This is a genomic window from Glutamicibacter protophormiae (genome assembly GCF_016894325.1).
GTDB classification, from domain to species: Bacteria; Actinomycetota; Actinomycetes; order Actinomycetales; family Micrococcaceae; genus Glutamicibacter; species Glutamicibacter protophormiae.
This window is the reverse complement of record NZ_CP069806.1, coordinates 428963-451450: the sequence shown is the minus strand read 5'-3', so window position 1 is coordinate 451450 and position 22488 is coordinate 428963. Positions and strand designations below refer to the sequence as shown.

Annotated in this window: 21 protein-coding genes and 1 pseudogene; 10 read left to right on the top strand and 12 right to left on the bottom strand. The window is 67.4% G+C overall.

Going from position 1 to position 22488, the window contains the following annotated elements; genetic code table 11:
- Nucleotides 1-6 precede the first annotated feature (6 nt).
- The 4 genes from JQN66_RS02175 to narI are packed head-to-tail and all read left to right on the top strand — an operon-like array spanning nucleotide 7 to nucleotide 6819.
- Nucleotides 7-3726, top strand: coding sequence for a nitrate reductase subunit alpha (locus JQN66_RS02175; protein WP_204676470.1), 3720 nt, complete (start codon nucleotides 7-9; stop codon nucleotides 3724-3726).
- Nucleotides 3723-5360, top strand: coding sequence for a nitrate reductase subunit beta (gene narH / locus JQN66_RS02170; RefSeq protein WP_204676469.1), 1638 nt, complete (start codon nucleotides 3723-3725; stop codon nucleotides 5358-5360). The genes JQN66_RS02175 and narH overlap by 4 nt, the downstream gene beginning before the upstream one ends.
- On the top strand, nucleotides 5357-6055 hold the full coding sequence (gene narJ / locus JQN66_RS02165) for a nitrate reductase molybdenum cofactor assembly chaperone (RefSeq protein ID WP_204676468.1): 699 nt from the start codon (nucleotides 5357-5359) through the stop codon (nucleotides 6053-6055). Before narH ends, narJ begins: the two co-directional genes overlap by 4 nt.
- Nucleotides 6052-6819, top strand: coding sequence for a respiratory nitrate reductase subunit gamma (gene narI, locus JQN66_RS02160; RefSeq protein ID WP_204676467.1), 768 nt, complete (start codon nucleotides 6052-6054; stop codon nucleotides 6817-6819). Before narJ ends, narI begins: the two co-directional genes overlap by 4 nt.
- Before the next feature lie 69 nt (nucleotides 6820-6888).
- On the opposite strand, the gene JQN66_RS02155 is transcribed toward narI, so the two are convergent.
- The 7 genes from JQN66_RS02155 to modA form a co-directional block, all read right to left on the bottom strand.
- Nucleotides 6889-7248, bottom strand: a complete 360-nt coding sequence (locus JQN66_RS02155; protein ID WP_204676466.1) for a DUF3021 domain-containing protein — start codon at nucleotides 7246-7248, stop codon at nucleotides 6889-6891.
- Nucleotides 7249-7550: 302 nt separating this feature from the next.
- On the bottom strand, nucleotides 7551-9002 hold the full coding sequence (locus JQN66_RS02150; protein ID WP_204675546.1) for an HNH endonuclease: 1452 nt from the start codon (nucleotides 9000-9002) through the stop codon (nucleotides 7551-7553).
- Nucleotides 9003-9259: 257 nt separating this feature from the next.
- Nucleotides 9260-10126: an NTP transferase domain-containing protein gene (locus tag JQN66_RS02140; protein WP_239464110.1), complete on the bottom strand. Its 867-nt coding sequence runs from the start codon at nucleotides 10124-10126 to the stop codon at nucleotides 9260-9262.
- Nucleotides 10123-11370 carry a molybdopterin molybdotransferase MoeA gene (locus JQN66_RS02135; protein ID WP_204676465.1) on the bottom strand — a complete coding sequence of 416 codons (1248 nt, stop codon included), beginning with the start codon at nucleotides 11368-11370 and terminating at the stop codon, nucleotides 10123-10125. Before JQN66_RS02135 ends, JQN66_RS02140 begins: the two co-directional genes overlap by 4 nt.
- Nucleotides 11360-12130, bottom strand: coding sequence for an ATP-binding cassette domain-containing protein (locus JQN66_RS02130; protein ID WP_204676464.1), 771 nt, complete (start codon nucleotides 12128-12130; stop codon nucleotides 11360-11362). The genes JQN66_RS02135 and JQN66_RS02130 overlap by 11 nt, the downstream gene beginning before the upstream one ends.
- Before the next feature lie 28 nt (nucleotides 12131-12158).
- Nucleotides 12159-12965, bottom strand: a complete 807-nt coding sequence (locus JQN66_RS02125) for an ABC transporter permease (RefSeq protein ID WP_204676463.1) — start codon at nucleotides 12963-12965, stop codon at nucleotides 12159-12161.
- Nucleotides 12958-13758, bottom strand: a complete 801-nt coding sequence (gene modA / locus JQN66_RS02120; protein WP_204676462.1) for a molybdate ABC transporter substrate-binding protein — start codon at nucleotides 13756-13758, stop codon at nucleotides 12958-12960. Before modA ends, JQN66_RS02125 begins: the two co-directional genes overlap by 8 nt.
- Nucleotides 13759-13869: 111 nt before the next feature.
- Between modA and moaA the strand changes: the two genes are divergently transcribed.
- On the top strand, nucleotides 13870-14910 hold the full coding sequence (moaA, locus tag JQN66_RS02115; RefSeq protein WP_204676461.1) for a GTP 3',8-cyclase MoaA: 1041 nt from the start codon (nucleotides 13870-13872) through the stop codon (nucleotides 14908-14910).
- 5 nt (nucleotides 14911-14915) lie between these two features.
- Here the strand turns inward: moaA and JQN66_RS02110 are convergent, their stop codons facing one another.
- Nucleotides 14916-15464, bottom strand: coding sequence for a DinB family protein (locus tag JQN66_RS02110; RefSeq protein ID WP_239464109.1), 549 nt, complete (start codon nucleotides 15462-15464; stop codon nucleotides 14916-14918).
- Between the two features lie 91 nt (nucleotides 15465-15555).
- Between JQN66_RS02110 and JQN66_RS02105 the strand changes: the two genes are divergently transcribed.
- Nucleotides 15556-16512, top strand: coding sequence for a helix-turn-helix transcriptional regulator (locus JQN66_RS02105; protein WP_204676460.1), 957 nt, complete (start codon nucleotides 15556-15558; stop codon nucleotides 16510-16512).
- 139 nt (nucleotides 16513-16651) lie between these two features.
- Here JQN66_RS02105 and JQN66_RS18660 read toward each other — a convergent pair whose 3' ends face one another.
- The 4 genes and pseudogenes from JQN66_RS18660 to JQN66_RS02090 form a co-directional block, all read right to left on the bottom strand.
- Complete coding sequence (locus JQN66_RS18660) at nucleotides 16652-17275, bottom strand: PDDEXK nuclease domain-containing protein (RefSeq protein ID WP_338029221.1); 624 nt, start codon at nucleotides 17273-17275, stop codon at nucleotides 16652-16654.
- Between the two features lie 15 nt (nucleotides 17276-17290).
- A pseudogene (locus tag JQN66_RS18655) lies at nucleotides 17291-17583 on the bottom strand (DUF1016 N-terminal domain-containing protein); the annotation flags it as partial.
- 813 nt (nucleotides 17584-18396) lie between these two features.
- A complete protein-coding gene (locus JQN66_RS02095; RefSeq protein WP_204676459.1) occupies nucleotides 18397-18804 on the bottom strand; it encodes a molybdenum cofactor biosynthesis protein MoaE in 408 nt (135 codons plus the stop codon).
- On the bottom strand, nucleotides 18801-19967 hold the full coding sequence (locus JQN66_RS02090; protein ID WP_204676458.1) for a ThiF family adenylyltransferase: 1167 nt from the start codon (nucleotides 19965-19967) through the stop codon (nucleotides 18801-18803). The genes JQN66_RS02095 and JQN66_RS02090 overlap by 4 nt, the downstream gene beginning before the upstream one ends.
- Nucleotides 19968-20020: 53 nt before the next feature.
- Between JQN66_RS02090 and JQN66_RS02085 the strand changes: the two genes are divergently transcribed.
- Genes JQN66_RS02085 through JQN66_RS02070 form a run of 4 tightly spaced genes read left to right on the top strand, consistent with a single transcriptional unit; the run spans nucleotide 20021 to nucleotide 22476 of the window.
- The gene (locus JQN66_RS02085) at nucleotides 20021-20272 is read left to right on the top strand and encodes a MoaD/ThiS family protein (protein ID WP_204676457.1); all 252 of its coding nucleotides are present in this window, start codon (nucleotides 20021-20023) and stop codon (nucleotides 20270-20272) included.
- A gap of 3 nt (nucleotides 20273-20275) precedes the next feature.
- Entirely contained in the window at nucleotides 20276-21508 is a 1233-nt protein-coding gene (locus tag JQN66_RS02080) for a molybdopterin molybdotransferase MoeA (protein WP_204676456.1), read from the top strand.
- The gene (gene moaC, locus JQN66_RS02075) at nucleotides 21501-21983 is read left to right on the top strand and encodes a cyclic pyranopterin monophosphate synthase MoaC (RefSeq protein WP_188948383.1); all 483 of its coding nucleotides are present in this window, start codon (nucleotides 21501-21503) and stop codon (nucleotides 21981-21983) included. Before JQN66_RS02080 ends, moaC begins: the two co-directional genes overlap by 8 nt.
- Complete coding sequence (locus tag JQN66_RS02070) at nucleotides 21970-22476, top strand: MogA/MoaB family molybdenum cofactor biosynthesis protein (RefSeq protein WP_204677453.1); 507 nt, start codon at nucleotides 21970-21972, stop codon at nucleotides 22474-22476. Before moaC ends, JQN66_RS02070 begins: the two co-directional genes overlap by 14 nt.
- Nucleotides 22477-22488 lie beyond the last annotated feature (12 nt).

Here is a 22488-nt window from a genome sequence, read left to right as displayed (position 1 = left end):
CCTGCAATGACAGACCGGCCACACCACACACCACCGGCCACCGATGGTCCTCTCGCCGATTCGCTGCTTTCCATGGGCAGATTTCTGCGCCGCGGCGAAACCAGCGATGACCTGCGAGCCATGTTCCTTTCCGGAGGGCGCCAAGGAGACGTCTTCTACCGCGACCGATGGTCGCACGACAAGGTGGTCCGGTCCACCCACGGGGTGAACTGCACCGGGTCCTGCTCCTGGAAGGTGTACGTCAAGGACGGCATCATCACGTGGGAAACCCAGCAGACCGACTACCCCTCCGTCGGCCCCGACTCCCCCGAGTACGAACCCCGCGGCTGCCCGCGCGGCGCGGCGTTCAGCTGGTACACCTACTCCCCCACCCGGGTCCGCTACCCGTACATCCGCGACGTGCTGGCCAAGCTGTACCGCGAGGCCAAGGCCGCGCACCCGGATCCGGTGGAGGCCTGGGCCTCGATCGTCGAGGATCCGGCCAAGGCAGCAAGCTACAAGAGGGCCCGCGGCAAGGGCGGGCTGATCCGCACCACCTGGGACGAAGCCCTGGAGATCGCCGCGGCGGCCCAGGTCTACTCGGTCAAGAACTATGGTCCGGACCGGATCGCCGGCTTCTCCCCGATCCCGGCGATGTCCATGGTCTCGCACGGAGCCGGGTCCAGGTACCTGAACCTCATCGGCGGCACCATGCTCTCCTTCTACGACTGGTACGCCGACCTCCCGGTGGCCAGCCCGCAGGTGTTCGGCGACCAGACCGACGTCCCCGAATCTGCCGACTGGTGGAACGCGCAATACCTGATCATGTGGGGCTCGAACGTCCCGGTCACGCGCACCCCGGACGCCCACTTCATGGCCGAGGCGCGCTACCGCGGGCAGAAGGTCGTGTCCGTCTCCCCCGACTACACCGACAACACCAAGTTCGCCGACGAGTGGGTCGCGCTGCAGCCCGGCACCGACGGGGCCCTGGGCATGGCCATGGGGCACGTGATCCTCAAGGAGCACTACGTCGACAAGCGCACCGCGCCCTTCGAGGACTACATGCGCCGCTTCACCGATTCCCCGTTCCTGGTGGAGATCGACGCGGCCACCGGCACCCCGGTGCCCGGAAAGTTCCTCACCGCCGCGGACCTGGGCCTGGAGGACGAGGAGAATGCCGCGTTCAAGCCCGCGCTGCTGGATGCGAGCGGCACCGCCCGCGTCCCGCGCGGCACCCTGGGGCACCGTTTTTCCGCCGCGGACAAGGGCCGGTGGAACCTGGATCTGGGAGACATCACCCCCATGCTCTCGGTCATGGACCTGGCCAGCTGGGACGGGCAGAGCGCAGAAATCAGCCTGCCGCGCTTCGATCTGGCCCCCGAAGCCGGCCAGGAGCACGCCGGTGGATCCGGCGTGGTCTCCCGCGGGGTGCCCGTGGTGCACATCGCCGGCAAGCAATTGACCACCGTATTCGACCTGATGCTCGCCCAGTACGGCGTGGGGCGCGATTCCCTGCCCGGACACTGGCCAACGGACTTCATGGACGCCTCCACCGTGGGCACGCCGGCCTGGCAGGAGGAGCATACCGGGGTGCCGCCGCAGCAGGCGATCCGCATCGCCCGCGAGTTCGCGGATACCGCCGAAAAGTCCGGGGGCCGCTCGATGATCCTGATGGGCGCGGGCACCAACCACTGGTTCCATTCGGACACCATCTACCGCACCTTCCTGGCGCTGACCATGATGACCGGCACCCAGGGCGTGAACGGCGGCGGCTGGGCGCACTACGTCGGGCAGGAAAAGGTCCGTCCGCTCACCGGCTACCAGCAGTACGCCTCCGCCGGCGACTGGAGCCGCCCGCCGCGGCACACCATCGGCACGGCGTTCTGGTATCTGGCCACCGACCAGTGGCGCTACGACGGGCTGCCGGCGAACTCGCTGGCCTCCCCGCTGGCGCGCGGCACGTTCGACGGGCGCACCACCGCGGACTGCCTGGTGGAATCGATCAAGCGCGGCTGGATGCCTGACTACCCGACGTTCAACCGCAACCCGCTGGATCTGGTGGACGAGGCCGAGGCGGCGGGCAAGGACCCCGCGGCCCATGTGGTGGATTCGCTCACCGACGGTTCGCTGGCCTTCGCCTGCGAGGACCCGGACTCCCCGGCGAACTTCCCGCGGGTGGTGCTCATCTGGCGCGCGAACATCCTGGGCTCCTCCGGCAAGGGCAACGAGTACTTCCTCAAGCACCTGCTGGGCACCGACGCCTCGGTGCGCGCCCCGCAAACCCCGCAGGGCTCGCGCCCGGTGGACATGGCCTGGCACGAGACGGCGCCGGAGGGCAAGCTGGATTTGCTGGCCACCGCGGATTTCCGCATGACCAGCACCACGCTGTTCTCCGACCTGGTCTTGCCGGCCGCCACCTGGTACGAGAAGTACGACCTGTCCTCCACGGACATGCACCCGTTCATCCACTCCTTCAACCCGGCGATCGCCCCGCCCTGGCAGACCAAAACCGACTTCGAGCTGTTCGGGCAGATGGCCAAGCGCTTCGGGCAGTTCGCCGCGACCCACCTGGGCCAGCGCAAGGACCTGGTCGCGACCCCGTTGCAGCACGATACCCCGGATGCCATGGCCACCGTCAAGGGGCAGGTCCCGCAGGGCGCGCCGCTGGTGCCGGGGCTGACCATGCCCAAGCTGACAGTGGTGGAACGCGACTACCCGAACATCTACGAGCGCTGGAGCTCCCTGGGACCACTGACCGAAAAGCTCGGCATGGCCACCAAGGGCGTGAAGTACCAGGTCGGCCCGGAGATCGAGGCGCTGCGCCGGCTGAACGGAGCGACGGGCGACGGGTCGGTGAAGCTGGACACCGACCAGAAGGCCTGCGAGATGATCCTGGCCTTCTCCGGCACCTCCAACGGGCGGCTGGCCACGGCCGGCTTCCGGCAGCTGGAGGAGCACACCGGGCAGAAGATGGCGTTCCTCTCCGAGGAGCACGAGGGCTCGCGCATCTCCTTCAGGGACGTGCAGGTCCAGCCGCGCAGCGTCATCACCTCCCCGGAGTGGTCCGGCTCGGAGCACGGCGGGCGGCGCTACACCGCGTTCGCGATCAATGTCGAGCATCTCAAGCCCTTCCACACGCTCACCGGGCGCATGCACTTCTACCTCGACCACGACTGGATGCAGGAACTGGGCGAGACGCTGCCGATCTACCGGCCGCCGCTGGACATGCACCGGCTGTTCGGCGACGCCCAGCTGGGCGAGGTCGGGGCGCACGAGTCCGGCAACGCGGAGGTCGCGGTGCGCTACCTGACCCCGCACTCCAAGTGGTCCATCCACTCCGAGTACCAGGACAACCTGTTCATGCTCTCGCTCTCCCGCGGCGGGCCGACCATCTGGATGTCCCCGCAGGACGCGGCGAAGATCGGGGTGCGGGACAACGAGTGGATCGAGTCCTACAACCGCAACGGCGTGGTGGTCGCCCGCGCGATCGTCTCGCACCGCATGCCCGAGGGCACGGTGTACATGTACCACGCGAAGGACCGCACGGTGGATGTGCCGATCGCTGAAACCAGCGGCAAGCGCGGCGGCATCCACAACTCGCTGACCCGCATCCTCATGAAGCCCAGCCACCTGATCGGCGGCTACGGGCAGCTGGCCTGGGCGTTCAACTACCTCGGCCCCACCGGAAACCAGCGCGACGAGGTCACCACGATCCGCCGCCGCAACCAGGAGGTGCAGTACCGATGAAGGTCATGGCCCAGATGTCCATGGTGATGAACCTGGACAAGTGCATCGGCTGCCACACCTGCTCGGTGACCTGCAAGCAGGCCTGGACCAACCGGTCCGGGGTTGAGTACGTGTGGTTCAACAACGTGGAGACCCGGCCCGGCGTCGGCTACCCGCGCACCTACGAGGACCAGGGCAAGTGGCGCGGCGGCTGGACGCTGAACAAGCGCGGCCGGCTGAAGCTGCGCAACGGCGGGCGCCTGCACAAGCTCTCGCGCATCTTCTCCAACCCCAAGCTGCCCGGGATCCAGGACTACTACGAGCCGTGGACCTACGACTACGACATGCTGCTGAACTCGCCGGCCGGCGAGCACACCCCGGTGGCCACCCCGAAGTCGCTGCTGACCGGCAAGGACATGAAGATCTCCTGGTCCGCGAACTGGGACGACAACCTGGGCGGCTCGCTGGAGACCATGGACCAGGACCCGCTGTTGGCCAAGATGAGCGAAGAGGTGAAGGCCGAGTACGAGAAGGCCTTCATGTTCTACCTGCCGCGCATCTGCGAGCACTGCCTGAACCCCTCCTGCGTGGCCTCCTGCCCCTCGGGCGCGATGTACAAACGCGCGGAGGACGGGATCGTGCTGGTGGACCAGGACGCCTGCCGCGGCTGGCGCATGTGCGTCTCGGGCTGCCCCTACAAGAAGGTCTACTTCAACCACCGCACCGGCAAGGCCGAGAAGTGCACGCTGTGCTACCCGCGCATCGAGGTCGGGCTGCCCACGGTCTGCGCTGAAACCTGCGTGGGCCGGCTTCGCTACCTGGGCCTGGTGCTCTACGACGCCGACGCCGTGGCCGCGGCCGCCAGCGTGGAAGACGAGCACCAGCTGCTCGACGCCCAGCGCAGCGTGCTGCTGGACCCGAACGACCCGGCGGTCATCGAGGCCGCCCGAGCCGAGGGCATCGAAGAAGACTGGATCGCCGCCGCGCAGGCCAGCCCCATCTGGCGGCTGATCCGCGACTACGAGGTCGCGCTGCCGCTGCACCCGGAGTACCGCACCATGCCGATGGTCTGGTACATCCCGCCGCTGTCCCCGGTGGTGGACGTGGTCACCAACACCGGCAACGACGGCGAGGACGCGAACAACCTCTTCGCCGCGATCGACAAGCTGCGCATACCGGTCGGCTACCTGGCCGAGCTGTTCACCGCCGGGGATCCGGCGCCGGTGGAGCTGTCGCTGCGCAAGCTGGCGGCCATGCGTTCCTACATGCGGGGCGTCTCCCTGCATGACGTGCACGATGAATCCATCGCGAACGCGGTGGGCATGAGCGGTGCGCAGATCCAGGAGATGTACCGGCTGCTGGCCATCGCGAAATACGAGGAACGCTATGTCATCCCGGCCGCCCACGCCGAGCAGGCCCACGACCTGGAGGAAATGGGCTGCTCGCTGGACTTCGAGGACGGACCGGGCATGGGAGGCGCCGGACCGTTCGGCTCCTCCTCCGGTGCCTCGGTCCCGGTAGCGGTGGAGAACTTCCACTCGTTGAAGAACCGGCAGACCGCGGACCGGCCGTCCAGCCCGGGGCGCGTCAACCTGCTGAACTGGGACGGCAACGGCAAACCCGACGGCTTGTTCCCGCCCGAGGAGAAGAAATGATTCCGCGGCTGTTCAACCGGGCGACCCCGCGCCGCCCGTTGCCCGGGGGGCTGGATCCGGTGCGGATGAGCCGTGCCGAACGCTCCCGGGTGCACATGCTGGCCTCGCTGCTGCTGGACTACCCGGACGATGCCTGGTTCGCCCGGCTCGACGAGCTCGAGTCCCATCTGGTCCGGGTCCCCCCGCAGATCGCCGGGCTCTTCGCCGGGTTCATCGATGCCGCCCGGCAGGCCGGGGCCGGCCGGCTGCAGCGCGACTACGTGGACACCTTCGACTTGAAGCGCAAGTGCAGCTTGTACCTGAGCTACTTCGCCACCGGGGACACCCGCAAGCGCGGCACCGCACTGGTCACCTTCATCGAGGCCTACCGGGCCGCCGGCTGGGACTTCGACGCCGAGGAGCTGCCTGACTACCTGCCTGCGGTGCTGGAATTCTCCGCCCGCAGCGAGGACGAAATCGCCGAGGTGCTGCTGACGGCCCATGTGGAGGGCATCGAGGTGCTGCGCGCCGCGCTGGAAGCGACGGACAGCCTCTGGGCTCCACTGGTCCGCACCATCACGCTGTCCCTGCCGCCGGTCGACGCCGCCACCCGGGAACGGGTGCTGGCGCTGGTCAGCGAGGGCCCTCCCACGGAGACCGTGGGCCTGTCTTTCCTTGGAAACCTTCCACCATTCAGTCCTAGGGGGAACCCGTGAGTACCGGATCGCTTCTGTTGTGGGTGGTGCTGCCCTACGCCTGCGCCGTGGTCTTCATCGTCGGGCACATCTGGCGCTACCGCTTCGACAAGTTCGGCTGGACTACCCGGTCCAGCCAGACCTACGAAAGCCGGCTGCTGCGCTGGGGGTCGCCGATGTTCCATCTGGGCATCCTGATGGTGATCGCCGGCCACGTGGTCGGCCTGCTGATCCCTCGCGAATGGCTATACGCCATCGGCATCGACGAGCACATGTACCACCTTGGAGCGACATGGCTCGGCACCGCGGCCGCCATCCTGACGCTGGCTGGCTTGGCGATCCTGATCTACCGGCGCCGCACGGTGGGGCCGGTCTTCCTGGCGACGACCCCGATGGACAAGGTCATGTATGTGTTCCTGGGGGCCGCGCTGTTCTTCGGCACCTTGGCGACGCTGGTGTACCAGGTCTTCGGGTCGGGTTATTCCTACCGCGAATCGATCTCCCCGTGGATCCGGCAGATGATCATTTTCCAGCCCCATCCGGAAATGATGGAACAGGTGCCGATCTTCTTCCAGCTCCACGTGATCACCGCGTCGCTGTTGTTTGCACTGTGGCCGTTCACCCGGCTGGTCCACGTATTCTCGGCACCGATCCCCTACCTGTTCCGCCCGTACATCGTCTACCGTTCGCGGGATGAGTCCCGGGGTGCAGGCGCACGGCCGGTACGCCGCGGCTGGGATCCGATCACTACTCCTCCGGACAACCGCGGACGGCGCAGGCGATAACCGAGCCAGAAAATCGTGCCGGTTCCACCTCTCTGGTGGAACCGGCACGGTTGATTAACACGCCGTGAGTCAGTTGCGCGCCTGCTGCGAAGCGCGCTTGGGCTGGAGTACCCCGAAAATCAGATAGAACAGAAGCCACAAGACCGCACCGACCATGAGGAACATCCCGAGTACCTGCAGATAGTCCATGGCATTGGCCAAGATGAACCAGCCGCTGAGATACATCGCGGGCAACACCGTGACCAGCATGATTCCAAAATGGACCACTGACTGCGTTTTGAGGTTCCAGGCCTTGACTTGGTAGACCGAGGAAGCGCCGCAGACCGCCGCTGCGATCACGCCGAGCGCGAAGCTGCCCCGGGCATTGGCGGTATCTCCCTGGGCAAGCAGCAGCACCCCCAACATCGCCATGATGACGAGCGGGATCATTATGAGGGCGAGGGTGCGACGTAGTGGCGAAATGGCTACAGCCTAGGCCACAGCTACAACTTATTCTATAGATTTGAGAATCTCTCTTCGGGTGCTGCTTCCCCCGCGAATCACGGATGAATCAACGCCATGCGCCGACTACCTCGTTCGGCGGCACTTGCCCATCATGTGAATCCGAGACGCGATGTCTTTGGGCGTGGGTGGTGGGCAGGCTCCACCCCTGGGTGCGGGGTGGGGCCTGCCCATAGAACACGGCGGTCCGTGTGGTCCGTGTGGTCGTGGTTGGTGATGCTGCCAGCGGGTTAGTAGATGGTGATGCCGTCGGGATCGGGTGGCGGGTATTTCACCGGGACTGGCGGGATGAGGTGTTCGCCGTGGTAGAGCATGCGGTTCAGCCGGCCCATGCCGGTGGTCGGCGGGCTGGAGGAGACGTATTCGACCCCGGAGGTGGGGCGGATGCGGATGCGGTGCGGGGCGCTGGATTCGACCTCTTCTTCCCAGCCGGGGGCTTCCTTGGCGAGGTTGCAGCTGGCGCATTTGAAGGCGCCGTTGCTGAAGCTGGTGCGTCCGCCTTTGGCGGCTTGTTGTACGTGGTCCAGGTGTTCTGGTTTGTTGGTGCAGTAGGGGGTGCGGCAGAACTGGTCGCGCAGTTGGATCAGGTGGCGTAGTTGGCCTTGGTAGCTGCGTTCGCGGGAGTCCATGGTAACCAGGTCCTGGGAGTTGGGGGCCATGAACAGGCGGCGGAACATCGGGTAGGCGTGCACGCGGGCGGAGAAGTTTTCCTGGATGTGCTGGGGTGGGGTGGTGCCGGCGGTGGCTTGCAGGTCGGCGATGAGTTGGCGGGCGTATTCGGCCGGGATGCTGCCGTAGCCGGGCAGGCTGGCGGTGTCGGGGGTGCGCAGGAACAGGGCCCGGTCGGTCATGACCAGGTTGACGTGCAAGGTGATCGGCAGGGGTTCATCGAGCTGGTGGCCGGTGATGGCGCGGGTGAATAGATCGGCGCGTAGTTGGCTGCGGGAGCGGGGGTCTCCGGCGGCGAGGGCCTTGTTGACTTCGCGGGTGAGGAAGTCGTCCAGGGCGAGGCCGATTTCGGGGGAGACTTTGCCGTTGATGTGGATGCAGTCCTTGCCTTTGCGGATGCGTAGGTAGCGTTCGGCGGTGGCGTGTTCGAGTTCTTCGGTGCGTGGGGTTTCGCGCATGAGGTCGACGGCTTTTTGGGCGGTGTCTTTGGCTTGGGTGGTGCTGGCGCCGTCGAAGAGGTCGGGGTGTTGTTGGTAGAAGCGGTCGAATTCGGTGCGTTCGGCGGTGGTGGAGTCGTCCAGGGGTGTCATGATGGCCAGGATCATGTCTTCGCCGAGGTGGCCGTGTTCGAAGCGGGAGAAGAGGTAGGGCATGTCGGGGATGAGGTTGCGGATGCGGCGCAGGTAGACCAGGGAGCCTTGGGGTGTTTGGTGGCGGGCCAGGGCGATGGCGTGGGCGGTGCCGCGTTCGATGCTGAGCGGGTGGTGTTCGGGGGTGGTGCCGGTCAGGGCGTCCAGGCGGGCGGCGGCGCGGGCTTGGATGGAGGAGTAGAAGGACTTGAACCGTTCGCATTGTTCCAGGACCCGTAGTTGCAAGGCGGGGTCGGTGGAGGCCAGGGCGGTGTTGATGAAGGTGGCGTCCCAGGGGTCCAGGCAGGGGTTTTGTTCGAAGGTCCCTGCCTGCCAGGGGGTGACTTCGAAATAGTCTTGCTCTACTTCGTATGAGTCGAACATACTTTCGTTATATGCCGTTTTTGCGGGGTTGTGAAGAAGTATTTTGACTGGAAAGCGTCCCGCGCGCTAGGGGTGTGGTTCGAAAGTTGGGGCAGAGTGTAGGTGGGGGGTGGTGGGTGTGGGGGTGGTTGGTTGCGGGGTGTGGGTAACCGAGCAGGCCAAGACAAACGCACGACGGCCCCGTGCTGCAAAAGCAGCCCGGGGCCGTAGGGCATCCAATGCCAGCCGTCCACAGAAAAGCCAAACGGCAGGTGGGCTTATTCGTCCGGGTGCTCGTCGGCCCAACGGTGGGCGCGCTCGATAAGCTGGGCGGAGAGCCCGGCGAGGTCGCCCTTGCCGCTGCCGACGGCCAGGCCGAGCAGGAAGGTGCTCAGCGGGGCGGCCGGGCGGGCGACCTCGTGCGCGACGTGCTTGGCGGCGTCGAGTACGGTGGCGATGTCCACGGCGGAATCGTCGAGCTCAAGTTCCGCGGCGGCGGCGGTGAGCCAGGCCTCCAGGGCCTCGGGCGGCAGGTACTGTCCCATGGTGTTCCTCTCCTTCTGGCGGGCGCGCTCCAGCGCCTGCGGGGTATCGATGTCGCTGCTGGTGTCGTTGTCCACCGGCAGTTGCTGCAGGTCCAAACCGCCCAGCACCCGGCGCACCGGTGCGTTGGCAACCCCATCCCCCAAGGCGGCGCAGGCCGCGCGCAGGGCCTTAGTGCGGTAGATCCCGGCAAGCCATTGGATGCGGCCGTCCGCATCGCGCAGCAGCACGCCGTCGCCGGCCGCACCTTCCGCCAGGGCGGCGGCGTGCGCGGCGGCCAGCGCCGAGGCAACGGCGGCGGGGCGCTGCAGGTCGCAGGCCAGCACCATGGTCCACGGCGCGGTGAGCTCGGGCAGGCCGGCGGCGATGGCTGCCAGCGGTCCGCCGAAGGGCGGGTCCTCGCGCAGCACCGCGTCGGCCAGAGTGCCGGCGGAATCCGGGCCGATGACCACCACGCGCGAGGCACCGGCGCGGCGGGCGGCGTCCACCGCGCGGTCCACCAGGCGGCGCCCGCGCAGCAGCAGGCCGGCCTTGTCGGCCCCGCCCAGCCGGGAGCCGCGACCGCCGGCCAGCACCAGCGCCTGGAACTGCCCGGCGCTCATGGCTGCAGCCTGAGCACGTCGACGGTGTCGCCCGGGACGACCGCCGTGGTGTCCGGGCCGATCAGCGCGTAGCCCTGAGCGGCGCCGAAGCCGCCGACCGAGTGGGAGATGCTGGCAGCGTCCACGGCCGGGGCGCAGCCGCCGTGCTCGTCGAACACCACCGGCAGCACCTGCAGCCGGCCCGGCGGGGACTTCCACCCGCGCAGCACGGTGCTGCGCAGCACCGGGCGGCGCGGGTTCGCATGGCGCTGCAGGGCGCGCAGGGCGGGGCGGACGAACAGCTCGAAGCCGACCGCGGCGCTGACCGGGTTGCCGGGCAGCGCGAACACCAGCGCGCCGGCGCGCAGCCGGCCCACGCACTGCGGCGCGCCGGGGCGGATGGCCACGCGCACCGCGCGCACCCCCGGCTCCCGCTCCAGCACCTGGCGCATCACGTCGTATTCGCCCGGGCCCACCCCGCCGGTGGAGATGACCGCGTCGTGGCTTGCGCCCAGCGCATCCAGCCGCGCGCGGACCAGCTCCGGGTCGTCCGGGCAGTGCTCGACGGTGGCCGCTGGCAGGCCGGATTCGGCCAGCAGGCCGGCCAGCAGCAGCGAATTGGATTCCGGGATCTGCCCGCGGGACAGCGTGCTGCCCGGGGTGCGCAGCTCCGCCCCGGTGATCAGCACCGCGATCTTCGGGGCGGTGCGCACCAGCAGGGATGCGGCCCCGGCGGCGGCCAGCGCGGAGAGCCGGGCGGCGGTCAACGGGTCCCCGGCCAGCGCGACCGGGGCGCCGGCGGCGCGGTCCTCCCCCGCCCGGCGCACATCGCGCCCCGGGGCGACGGGCACGTTGATGCGCACGGTGGTCTCGTGGAAGCCGCTGGTGTCCTCCACCCGGACCACCGCATCCGCGCTGCTGGGCAGCGGGGCGCCGGTCATGATGCGCACGGTCTGCCCGGGGCCCAGCACCGGGTCCGCGCCGCTGCCGGCGGGCACCACGCCGAGCACCTGAAGGTCCACCGGGGCGTTGGCGGTGTCCGCGGAGCGCACCGCATAGCCGTCCATCGCGGAGTTCTCCCACAAAGGCAGCGGGTGCGCGGCGGCGACATCCTGCGCCAGCACCGCGCCGTGCAGCGCGGCGAAGTTCGCCGGGTCGGCCAGCGAGAGCCGCACCGGCTCCAGCGGGCGGACCAGCCGAAGCACCGAGCGCAGGTGTTCCCCGGGGCTCACGGGCCCGGTACCCGAAAAGTTGTCAGGCGCCATCGGCGGCCTCCTTGCACGGTTCAAGCGGGGCGGGCAGCGGTTCGGCGGGCAGCGAAGCGACGACGGCGCGCATGAACCGGGTGTCCGGGTGCGCGAAAACCTGCGCGACCGGCCCGTGGTGGGTGGGCTCCCCGCGTTCGAGCACCATCAGCTCATCGGCGAGCGCCGTGGTGTCCGCGGCCGAGTGGGAGACGATGACCGCGCTGATGCCGGTGCGCCGCAGCTGCTCGCGCACCAGCAGGCGCATGTCCGCGGCGGCCTCCACGTCCAGCGAGGCGAAGGGCTCGTCGATCAGCAGCACCCGCGGCGCGGCGGCCAACGCGCGGGCCAGGGCGATGCGCTGGCGCTGGCCCCCGGACAGGGCCGCAGGGCGCTGCCCGGCAATCTCCTCCAGGCCCAGGCGGTGCAGCCAGCGGGCGGCCTCCTTGGCGGCCGCGGCCTTGTCCATGCCGCCGGCGCGCGCCCCGAAGGCGATGTTCCTCGCCGCGTCCAGGTGCGGGAACAGGTGCGGGTCCTGCCCCAGCAGGCCGATCTGCCGGCGGTGCGGGGGCATGTGGGTGCGTTCGTCGGCCAGCACCGTGCCGTCCAGCTCGATGCGTCCGGCGGACAGCTTCTGGATGCCGGCCAGCGCGTGCACGATCGTGGACTTGCCGGCGCCGCTGGGACCCATCAGCGCCAGCACCGCCCCGGACTCGACGGTGAATTCGGCGCGCACCGTGAAGCCGGAGCGCCGGACCTGCAGTCGTGCGAGCAGCGTCATTTCAGCGCCCCGTTCATTTCAGGGCCGATCACTTCAGCGCCCCCGGCCGCCAGGCGCGCACGCAGACCAGCACCAGCACCGCGGTGCCCAGCAGCAGCAGGGACAGCGCCACGGCGGCGTCGCGCCCGTCGCCGGCGCCGTTGAACGCGGTGTAGATGGCCAGCGGCATGGTCTGGGTGATGCCCGGCGCGTTGCCGGCGAACAGCGCAGTCGCGCCGAATTCGCCGATGGCCCGGGCGAAGCACAGGATCACCCCGGCGACCAGGCCCGGGGCGGCCATGGGCAGGGTGATGCGGGTGAGCACCATCCAGCGCCCGGCGCCCAGGGTTGCGGCGGCCTGTTCGTACCCGGCGCCCAGGGAGCGCAGCGAGCCCTCCACGGAGAGCACCAGGAAGGGCAGGGCCACGAAGCTCTGCGCGATCACCACCGCGGCGGTGGAAAAGGGCAGCGTGACACCCCACAGGGAGTCGATCAGCTGGCCGACGGGGCTGGTGCGCCCGAAAAGGTAGAGCAGCGCCACGCCGCCGACCATCGGCGGCAGCACCAGCGGCACTGCCACCAGCGCGCGCAGCAGCTGCGCCGGCTTCGGCGCGCTGCGCGCCATGAGCACCGCCAGCGGAACCCCCAGCACCACGCACACCGCGGTCGCGGCGACCCCGGTGCGCAGCGAAAGCCACAGCGCGTCCAGCGCCTCGGTGCTGGTCACGTCCTGCCAGAAGCTGACCCAGCTGGCCCGCGCCACCAGCGCCACCAGCGGCATGACCAGCAGGGCGATGCCCAGCAGCGCCGGGGCGACCGCGAAGCCCGGGGCGCGCACGCCGGTGTCGCTAGCCATCGGCGCCCGCCGCGGCATCCCCGAAGCCGTGCTCCTCCAGGATCTGCCGCCCCTTGGGGCCCAGCACGAAGTCCACGAAGTCCTGCGCCCCGGGCTGCTCGCCCAGCGCGGTGATCGGGTAGGAATTGACGACCTCGGCCGCGCCGGCCGGCACGATGGATTCCACCTTGTCTTGCCCGGCGACGTCGGTGGCGTAGACCAGGCCGGCGTCGGCCTCCCCGGCGATGACCTTCTGCAGCACCGCGGTGACGTTCTGCTCCTGGCTCGCGGCCTTCACGCTCACGCCCTGGTTCTCCAGCAGCGTGGCGGAGGCCGAGCCGCACGGCACCTGCGGGGCGCACAGCACCGTGGTCACCCCGGCCAGGTCCGCCAGGGACTGAACCTTGCCCGGGTTGCCCGACGGCACCGCGATGACCAGGGTGTTGGTCGCGAAGATGACAGGGTCCTGGCCCAGCCCGGCATCGGTCACGACTGCCATGTTCTTCTCGTCCGCGGAGGCGAAGACGTCCACCGGGGCGCCCTCCACGATCTGGGTGGCCAGCGCGGAGGAGCCGTCGTAGGAGATGGCCTTGATGGCGGTTTCCGGGTGCTCGGCGCTGAATTCCTGCGCGATCTCATCGAAGGAGCGCTGCAGCGAGGCGGCCGCGGAGATGGTCAGCGTGCTGGTGGGCGACGCGGATCCCTCGGCTTCCCCCTCCTGCGCGCCCGGCTGGCCCGCGCACCCGGCCAGGGCCAGCGTTCCGGCGGCGAGCAGGGCGAGGGTGCGAAGTGCTGCGGGTGTCGAACGGCGCATGGGGCTCCTTGGCTGGGTGCGGGCGGCTGCATGCCTGCTTGCTTGCCATGCTACAACCGGACAGGCCGTGCCGGGGTTCTATGACCGCACGCGACGGGCTACGCTGGGAAGATGAACGCACAACCTGCGGCAGCGCTGAAGGATGCCCGGGGCCGGCCGCTGCACGACCTGCGGATCTCGGTCACCGACCGCTGCAACTTCCGCTGCGTGTACTGCATGCCCAAGGAGATCTTCGGCCGGGACTTCGTCTTCCGCGAGCGCTCCGAGCTGCTCAGCTTCGAGGAGATCGAACGCCTGGCCCGCGTCGCGGTGTCCCTGGGTGTGCACAAGCTGCGGCTGACCGGCGGGGAGCCGCTGCTGCGCCGCGGCATCGTCGACCTGGTGGGCATGCTGTCCCAGCTGAAAACCGCCGACGGGAAGCCGGTGGACCTGGCGATGACCACCAATGGCTCGGCGCTGCCGGTGATGGCCCAGCAGCTGAAGGACGCAGGGCTGCGCCGCGTGACCATCTCGCTGGATTCGCTGGACGACGCGCGCTTCAAGGCGATCAACGACGTGAACTTCCCGGTCTCCCGGGTGCTGCAGGCCATCGACGCGGCCGAGTCCGCCGGCCTGGGCCCGGTCAAGGTCAACACCGTGCTCAAGCGCGGGGTCAACGACGACGAGATCCTCACGCTGGCCGAGCACTTCCGCGGGACAGGACAGGTCCTGCGCTTCATCGAGTTCATGGACGTGGGCACCACCAACGGCTGGAAGCTGGATGCGGTGGTCCCCTCCAGCGAGGTCGTCTCGCGCATCAACGAACGCTGGGCGCTGGAACCGGTGGTCAAGACCGAGCCCGGGGAAACCGCGAACCGCTGGCGCTACGCCGACGGAGCCGGGGAGATCGGCGTGATCTCGAGCGTGACCAACGCGTTCTGCGGGAACTGCTCGCGCGCCCGGGTCTCCGCCGAGGGACAGCTGTACACCTGCCTGTTCGCCGGCTCCGGGTTCGACCTGCGGGCGCTGCTGCGCGGCGGGGCCGACGATCAGGAACTGGCCGAGGCGCTGACCGGGCGCTGGCGGAAGCGCGACGACAACTACTCGGAGCTGCGCGCCGCGCTCACCCCGGGCAACCGCAAACGCATCGAGATGTCCTATATCGGCGGGTAATACCGCTACCCCATGGTCTTCTGGCCGTCCAGGGATTCGCGGATGATGTCCGCATGCCCGGCGTGCTGGGTGGTTTCCGCGATGATGTGCAGCAGCGCGCGACGCACGGACCAGTGGGTGTCCACGAACCACGGGGCCTTGGGCAGCTCATGCTTGGCGTCCAGGTCGATGTCCGCCAGCAGCGCATCGGTCGCGGCCGCGATCTCTGCGTAGGAATCCAGCAAGCTCTGCAGCGTTTCTCCGGGCTGCATGCTGAACTCGGCCTCGATGGCCTCCATAGCCTCGGGCGGCATGTCGAAGAAGTCCGCATCGCCCCAGCCCATGGCGCTCTTGCCGTGCAGCATGAACTGCTGCCACACCTGTTCCACGGAGCGCACGTGCTTGACCAGTCCGCCGAGGGTCAGCTCGCTGACGGTGGTGCGGGTTGCTGCCTGCTCGTCGGTCAGGTTTTGGGCGGTGAAGCGCAGGAAGTGGCGGGCATTGGCCAGGGCCTGGTTCAGGTCGGCGCGCTCTCCGGTGAGCGTGGTTTCGGTGGCCTTCATGGTGGTGCTCATGGTCTTGCTCCTCGTTCTTGATCTGCTGATAAATCCACGATAAGAGCCATAAGTGCCAGTTTCTGTCCTAAATAGGGGCAGAATATTTTTTATGAGTACAAGCCAACGTTCCCTGCGCCTGCTCTCCCTGTTGCAGACCCGGCGCTACTGGTCCGGCGAGGAGCTGGCGCAGCGCCTGGAGGTTTCGCTGCGCACCCTGCGCCGCGACGTGGACCAGCTGCGCGAGCTGGGTTATCCGGTGCAGGCCGAACGCGGTGTGGGCGGCGGCTACCAGCTGGCCGCCGGTGCGGCGCTGCCTCCGCTGGTGCTCGACGACGAGGAAGCGGTGGCACTGGTCGTCGGCCTGCAGTCGACCATCCGCGGAGGCGAGAATGCGCTGGCCGAGGCAGGGCTGCGTGCACTGTCCAAGGTGGTTCCAGTGCTCCCGGCCAAGCTGCGGCAGCAGGTCCAGGCACTGGCCGCGAGCACCGTCCCTCTGGACTCACAGCATTCAACGCAGGAACCGGTGGATCCGCAGGTGCTGGTGGTATTCGCCCAGGGATGCCGCGACCGCGAACGTATTGCCTTCGACTACCGCGATGCCCGGGGCAATTCCAGTTCGCGACGGGTGGAGCCGGCCAAACTGGTCAACGTGGGCAACCGCTACTATTTGGTGGCCTACGACCTGGACCGTGCGGATTGGCGCAGCTTCCGGGTCGATCGGGCGGAAAATGCGCAGCCCCGGTCACTGCGCTTCGCACCCCGGGAAATCCCGGGCGGCGATGCGGCACAGTTCGTCCGTGCCGGGCTGCGCGGAGCCGGGAACCTGCGCGTCAGCGCCCGGGTGCATGCCAGCGCGGAAGAACTGGAATCGCGCGTCGGCAGGTGGTTCGAGATTCAACCGATTGATGAGCACAGCTGTTTGGTGCGGACCGAGGACTCGGCCCTGCGCTGGGTGGCGTTCGGGCTGGCGCTATGCGATGCGCAAGTCAGCGACGTGCAGCCTGCGGAACTGTGCGAGCTGCTGAATGGTTGGTCCGCAAGACTACTGCAGGGTTCTGAAACGTAGACAGATGTCTTAGTTGACGCCGGTTTCCGGCTGTTGGCGTTGCACGCAATATGCTTGGCATCGTCGTATTTCTGCTCAGAAGGTCATATCAATCAATATGCCATCCGACCAATTACCTGGATCCACTGCAACATCAATGCTATTCGCCTGCCAGATCTCTTTCGACCTCCAACGCGGCCGCAATCGCTTCAGGAGACGGCAAAGTCGTTTTCTCCTCCTGAGGCAACGCATCATACGTGTAGGAAGAAACCGCTAGCGGCTGTGTCGAACCATCCAAGGCATACCGTACAGTCCGATCGTTCTTGGACCCACAAACTAAGATCCCCACCGTGGGAGCCTGACGGGGAAGCCTCAACATGTCATTGACCGCAGCGACATAGAAATTCAACTGCCCCAGATGCTCAGGTTTGAACTTCCCAGCCTTCAGCTCAACGACGACATAACGGTCCGATGGCACGTGATACAACAACAGATCAACATAAAAATCATCGCCATCGACATCGAGATGGTATTGCCTACCGACGAACGCGAAACCAGCACCAAATTCGGCTAAGGTCTGCGACAAACGAAGCGTCATGGCTTCTTCAATCGCATGCTCTTGTGCCTCTTCTGTGAGCCCCAAGAAATCAAAGATCAGGGGATCCTTGGCCAGCTCCTTCGCCAAGTCGCTGCCCTGGCTGGGTAAACGAGATTCTAGATTGTTAGGAGCCGCGCCTTCGCGTGTATGTAACCGAGTACGAATTTGGTGCTCAAGAACCGCCACGGACCAACCATGCTGAACAGCACGGTGCGCATACCACTGACGCAATTCACGGTCACTAATCTTATTCAGAAGCGCCACGTTGTGAGTCCAGCTCAATTGTCCAGTTACCGACTGGACAATTGAATCCTCAACACCCCACGCTTCGGCAAACGCCCGCATGTTGTAGAGATTCGTTCTCGAGAACCCCTTCATATGAGGAAATCAACTCGCAGATCCCGCGCGATACTGTCGAATACCTTACTCCCCCAAGGCTGACCAGCCTGACGATCAAGAATGATTCGCCCGATATTCCAATACAGTTCGACCATGGCCGTGTTGACCATCCGCTGCGCCCGATGCTGGGCCTCGTGGATCAGCTCTTTCAAGGTCAATAAAGCATCAGAATAGTCAGCAGGAAGATCGCGTTCGATTTGGGACATATATCAACCATAGATGCCGAAGATACAGCTCATCGGAAAAGTCCAGCCACCAACTGGACATTTAATGAACCCATCCACGATCTAACACAATGCATGCAACATAAGTTGGATGGAAAGGTGACGTTGTGCGCTCATCTTCGATATGGACCAACATCCTAGATGCGGAAGGCTCGACACCAAGAACCCTGGAGATGTGCGCAACATTCTTCCCTTCGACGCGCGTCTTTATCGCCGCTTCGGCCAGCTTCGCAATCATCACCGAGGTGCGTCCACCGACACGTCCCGGGGCTCGCGCGTAGACCATCTCTTTGGCGGGTGTTTTCTTGAATCCACGAGATGCGAAGCTGAGAAATAGATCTGAACTGAAAGTTCCAGCTCTACCAACCGATCATCCGTCTAGCGAGATGTCTTACAACTCATGAGTTGTAAGGCGTCTCAGTCGGACTCATCCTTTCAAAGGAAAACTGTTAAATACGCTAGCCCGGCTCGTCACACCTCCGGAGGACTGCCGGGCCTACTTTCGAAAGCTACTGCCTTCGACGCTTCAATTGTGCCAAGTGGGCTTGACCTGTGTCCACATGTCGTGCCCACGCGTACGTCCTGCATATGTCGACCGTGCGCGGGCTATGCCCTTCTTGAATCGACCACCCGAACTAGGTGAAGTACATGATTTTTCGAAGAGCTGCTCAGCTAACGGAGCGCCTACAGGCCGACCCACTCGGAAGAACCGGAGGTAAAGTGCTGGCGCTTCCAAATCGGCACCTCCGCCTTGATGCGTTCTACCAGATTCTCGATCGCGTCGAATGCTTCCTTGCGGTGCGAGGCGGCGCTGGCCGCGACCAATGCGGCATCCCCGATGGCCAACGGGCCGACACGGTGCACCGCCGCAAGCCTCAGGCCGGTGCGCGCTTCTTCTTCGGCAATGATGCTCTCCAGGAACTTCTGGGCTTCGGGATGGTGCGAATAGTCCAGGGAATTCACCGCCTGGCCGCCGTCATGGTTGCGAATAACGCCATGGAACATGACCACGGCGCCTGCGGTGTCGCTGAGCACGGCAGCCTGCACGGCGGCTTCATCGATAACGTCCTCGGTGATCAGCGCGTAGCTCAATCCATTCCTCTTTTCGAGACAGTCAGTTCGGGCGCAAGCGCGGCCACCGCCGGCACTCCCCCGGGCACGTAGCGGGTCGTGATGCCCCGACGCGCCAACAGCTGGGCGGCGCGGATGGCACGCGGCCCCTTGGCACAGTATATGGTCAGTTCTTCGGGCAGTTGTGGCAAGTCCTGCCCCGCATCCACCGCAGCTTCCAGCTGGTGCAGCGGCAGGAAGATCGAGCCGGGAATGCTCAGCTCGTCGCGCTCGTCCTGGTTCCGCACGTCGAGAAGCACCGGAGGGTTCTGGGAGTGAAGGGCCGCAACCAGGTCTGCGGGAGACATCTGCGCCGGTTCCTGCAGCCCGCCCGCGCAGAACAACTCGTAGTCGATCAGCCCGGTCACGGGTGTCGCGGCAGGATCCCGCGAGTACTCCACGGTGCGGGTGCTTGCACCCAGCGCGTCGTAGACCAGCACCCTGCCCACCAGCGGCGAACCGATTCCGGTGATCAGCTTCAGCGCTTCGGTAGCCAGCAGCGAGCCGATGGTTCCGCAGAGTCCCGGCAGCACGCCTCCGGTGGCGCAGTCGGCCACGGTGCCCGGGGCTGGAGGGGCGGGGAACAGATCTCGGTAGCCCGGGCCATGCTCATGCCAGGCGACGGACACCTGCCCGTGGTGCTGCAGGATGGAGCCCCAGACCAGCGGGATGCCGGTCAGCTGGGCTGCGTCATTGCTCAGGTAGCGGGTCGGGAAGTTGTCGCTGCCGTCGATCACCAGGTCGTAGCCGGAGAAGATTTCCAGTGCGTTCTGGGAAGTCAGTCGCAGGTTGTGTTCGATGATCTGCACGCCCGGGTCCAACGCCTGCGCGGCGGCGGCCAGCGAGGCGGTCTTGGGCAGTCCGATGTTCGCGGTGGTGTGGGTGATCTGGCGGTGCAGGTTGGACAGCTCCACGACGTCGTCATCCACGATGCCCACGGTGCCCACCCCGGCGCCGACCAAGTACGGGATGCTGGCGCTGCCCAGTCCTCCGGCGCCGATCACCAGCACGCGGGCGGCGGCCAGGCGGCGCTGGGCAACGGGTCCGAATCCGGGCAGGGCAAGCTGGCGCTGGGCCCGGGCCAGCTGCTCGTCGTTCAGCGCAGGGGCCGGGTCGACCAGGGGCTCAAACGCGCGATCACTCATAGTCGGATCCTACGCGCCCGGCCGCGCCGGATGATAGGCGATAGCATGAAGTCATGTCGCAGATTACGATACGCTACTTCGCCGCCGCGGCGGCCGCGGCGGGCACCGAACAGGAGAGCTGGCCGCGTGCCGAATCCCTGGCCCAGCTGCGCGCCGAACTCATCGCGGCCTACGGCGATCCCATGGCCCAGGTCCTGCGTGCCGGAAGCTTCCTGATCAACGGGGTGGTGAGGCGCGACGACGGTGAGCTGGGCCCGGTTGGCGAGCTGACCGTGGACGTGTTGCCGCCCTTCGCCGGCGGATAACCCATGGCCTGCAACCTAGAGGAACACCGCGCGGAAATCGCCGCGCTGCTGGACCCGGTGCTCGCAGCGCTGGGCTGCGAAACGCTGCAGGTCGACGCCGCGGATCTGCCTGGGCGGGTGACCGCCGCCGGGGTGTCCGCGCTCCTGCCCATTCCCGCCTTCACCAATTCGCAGATGGACGGTTATGCCGCCCGCAGCGCGGAGCTGTCCAACGCGAGCGGCGAGCACCCGGTCGCCCTGCCGCTGGGTTTCACTGCCGCGGCCGGAGACCGGCAGATCGAGCTGCTGCCCGGCACCGTCTCCCCGGTGATGACCGGCGCAGTGATCCCCGCCGGGGCGGACACCGTCATCCCCGTGGAAGCCACCACGGAAGGTGCCTTCGGGCAGCTGGTGCGCCCCGGAGAAGGCACTCCGACGGGCACTGCAACTTTCACCACGCCGTCCGAGCCCGGACGTTTCATCCGCCCCGCCGGGCAGGACCTGCAGGCAGGCGCCCTGGTCGCCGACGCCGGGGCACGGCTGACCCCCACGCTGATCGGCGCGCTGGCCGCCAGCGGCGTGCGCGGGGTACCGGTGCGCCGGAAGCTGCGGGTGCTGGTGTGCACCACCGGCAACGAGCTGATGGGCGGAACCTCGGAAGCCGGACGGATCCCGGATTCGAATTCGCCCATGCTCGCCGCTGCGCTGCGCGGCTACGGCGCGCAGGTGGACACCCTGCGGCTGCCCGACGACGCGCAGGCGCTGGGCCACGCGCTGGAGGCGCAGGCCCGGCAGGTGGATCTCATCCTCACCGTGGGCGGCATCAGCGCCGGCGCCTACGAGGTAGTCCGCGAGGCACTGGCCCCGCGCGGCGGCAGCTTCCACCACGTGTCACTGCAGCCCGGCGGCCCGCAGGGTTTCGCGCAGCTGGACGGCACCCCGGTGCTCTGCTTCCCGGGCAACCCGGTCAGCGCGCTGCTCTCGCTGGAACTGTTCCTGGCCCCGGCGCTGCGCCGGCAGGCCGCACTGCCCGAGCCGGTCGCCGAGCAGTTCGAGCTGGCCGGGGAAGTGCGCTCCCCCGCGGGCAAGCACCAGGTCCGCCGGGCGCTGCTGGACGGAGGCACGGTGCAGGTGCTGGATCCGGGATCTCACCTGGTCCACGACCTGGCCCGCGCTGACGCGTTGGTGCACATCCCGGTGGGCGTCGAGCACCTTGCCGCCGGAACCATGATCGATGTTTGGAGAATGAATGTCTGAGAAACTCACCCACCTGCGCGAGGACGGCAGCGCCCACATGGTCGACGTCAGCGGCAAGGCCGTGACCAAGCGTGTGGCCACCGCGCAGGCGCTGTTCACCACCCGCCCGGAGGTGGTGCAGATGCTGATGACCGGCAACCTGCCCAAGGGCGAGGCGCTGGGCACCGCGCGCATCGCCGGCATCATGGCCGCCAAGCGCACCTGGGAACTGATCCCGCTGTGCCATCCGCTGCCGATCTCCAAGGTGTCGGTGGACTTCGAGGCGCAGGAGTCCGCGGTGCTCGTCACCGCGCAGGTCACCACCAAGGGCGTGACCGGGGTGGAGATGGAGGCGCTGACCGCCGCCAGCGTCGCCGCGCTGACCCTCTATGACATGGTCAAGGCCGTGGACAAGCACGCCGAGGTCACCGAGGTGAAGGTGCTGGCCAAGTCCGGCGGCAAGAGCGGAGACTGGACCCGTGATGCAGGTGAATAGGCGCGCCTCGGTCATCGTGGCCTCCACCAGCGCCGCCGCCGGACGGGCCGCGGACACCACCGGGCCGGTGCTCGCCGGCTGGTTGGCCGAGCGCGGCTTCACGGTGACCGGCCCGCTGGTGGTCGCCGACGGGCAGCCCGTGCGCTTCGCGGTGGACGCGGAGATCGCCACCAGCACGTCGGTGGTGCTGACCACCGGGGGCACCGGGGTGTCCCCGGATGACCAGACCCCGGAAATGGTCGCGCCGCTGCTGGACGTGCAGCTGCCGGGAATCATCGAGGCGGTCCGCCGCCGAGGCGAAAGCTCCACGCCCATGGCGGTGATCACCCGCGGGGTGGCAGGATTCGCCGGCAACACGCTGGTGGTGACGCTGCCGGGCTCCTCGGGCGGGGTGAAGGACGGGCTGGCCGTGCTGGAGCCGATCCTCGAGCACCTGCTCGCGCAGCGCTCCGGCTCCCGGGCCGCGGATGACGGGCACGGTCCGCGCCACTAAATGACAGACAGG

Coding starts and splice junctions, on each gene's coding strand:
- JQN66_RS02175 (WP_204676470.1), top strand. CDS start 7: ATGACAGACCGGCCACACCACACACCACCGGCCACCGATGGTCCTCTC.
- narH (WP_204676469.1), top strand. CDS start 3,723: ATGAAGGTCATGGCCCAGATGTCCATGGTGATGAACCTGGACAAGTGC.
- narJ (WP_204676468.1), top strand. CDS start 5,357: ATGATTCCGCGGCTGTTCAACCGGGCGACCCCGCGCCGCCCGTTGCCC.
- JQN66_RS02155 (WP_204676466.1), bottom strand. CDS start 7,248: ATGATCCCGCTCGTCATCATGGCGATGTTGGGGGTGCTGCTGCTTGCC.
- JQN66_RS02150 (WP_204675546.1), bottom strand. CDS start 9,002: ATGTTCGACTCATACGAAGTAGAGCAAGACTATTTCGAAGTCACCCCC.
- JQN66_RS02140 (WP_239464110.1), bottom strand. CDS start 10,126: ATGAGCGCCGGGCAGTTCCAGGCGCTGGTGCTGGCCGGCGGTCGCGGC.
- JQN66_RS02135 (WP_204676465.1), bottom strand. CDS start 11,370: ATGGCGCCTGACAACTTTTCGGGTACCGGGCCCGTGAGCCCCGGGGAA.
- JQN66_RS02130 (WP_204676464.1), bottom strand. CDS start 12,130: ATGACGCTGCTCGCACGACTGCAGGTCCGGCGCTCCGGCTTCACGGTG.
- JQN66_RS02125 (WP_204676463.1), bottom strand. CDS start 12,965: ATGGCTAGCGACACCGGCGTGCGCGCCCCGGGCTTCGCGGTCGCCCCG.
- modA (WP_204676462.1), bottom strand. CDS start 13,758: ATGCGCCGTTCGACACCCGCAGCACTTCGCACCCTCGCCCTGCTCGCC.
- moaA (WP_204676461.1), top strand. CDS start 13,870: ATGAACGCACAACCTGCGGCAGCGCTGAAGGATGCCCGGGGCCGGCCG.
- JQN66_RS02110 (WP_239464109.1), bottom strand. CDS start 15,464: ATGAGCACCACCATGAAGGCCACCGAAACCACGCTCACCGGAGAGCGC.
- JQN66_RS02105 (WP_204676460.1), top strand. CDS start 15,556: ATGAGTACAAGCCAACGTTCCCTGCGCCTGCTCTCCCTGTTGCAGACC.
- JQN66_RS02090 (WP_204676458.1), bottom strand. CDS start 19,967: ATGAGTGATCGCGCGTTTGAGCCCCTGGTCGACCCGGCCCCTGCGCTG.
- JQN66_RS02085 (WP_204676457.1), top strand. CDS start 20,021: ATGTCGCAGATTACGATACGCTACTTCGCCGCCGCGGCGGCCGCGGCG.
- JQN66_RS02080 (WP_204676456.1), top strand. CDS start 20,276: ATGGCCTGCAACCTAGAGGAACACCGCGCGGAAATCGCCGCGCTGCTG.
- moaC (WP_188948383.1), top strand. CDS start 21,501: ATGTCTGAGAAACTCACCCACCTGCGCGAGGACGGCAGCGCCCACATG.
- JQN66_RS02070 (WP_204677453.1), top strand. CDS start 21,970: ATGCAGGTGAATAGGCGCGCCTCGGTCATCGTGGCCTCCACCAGCGCC.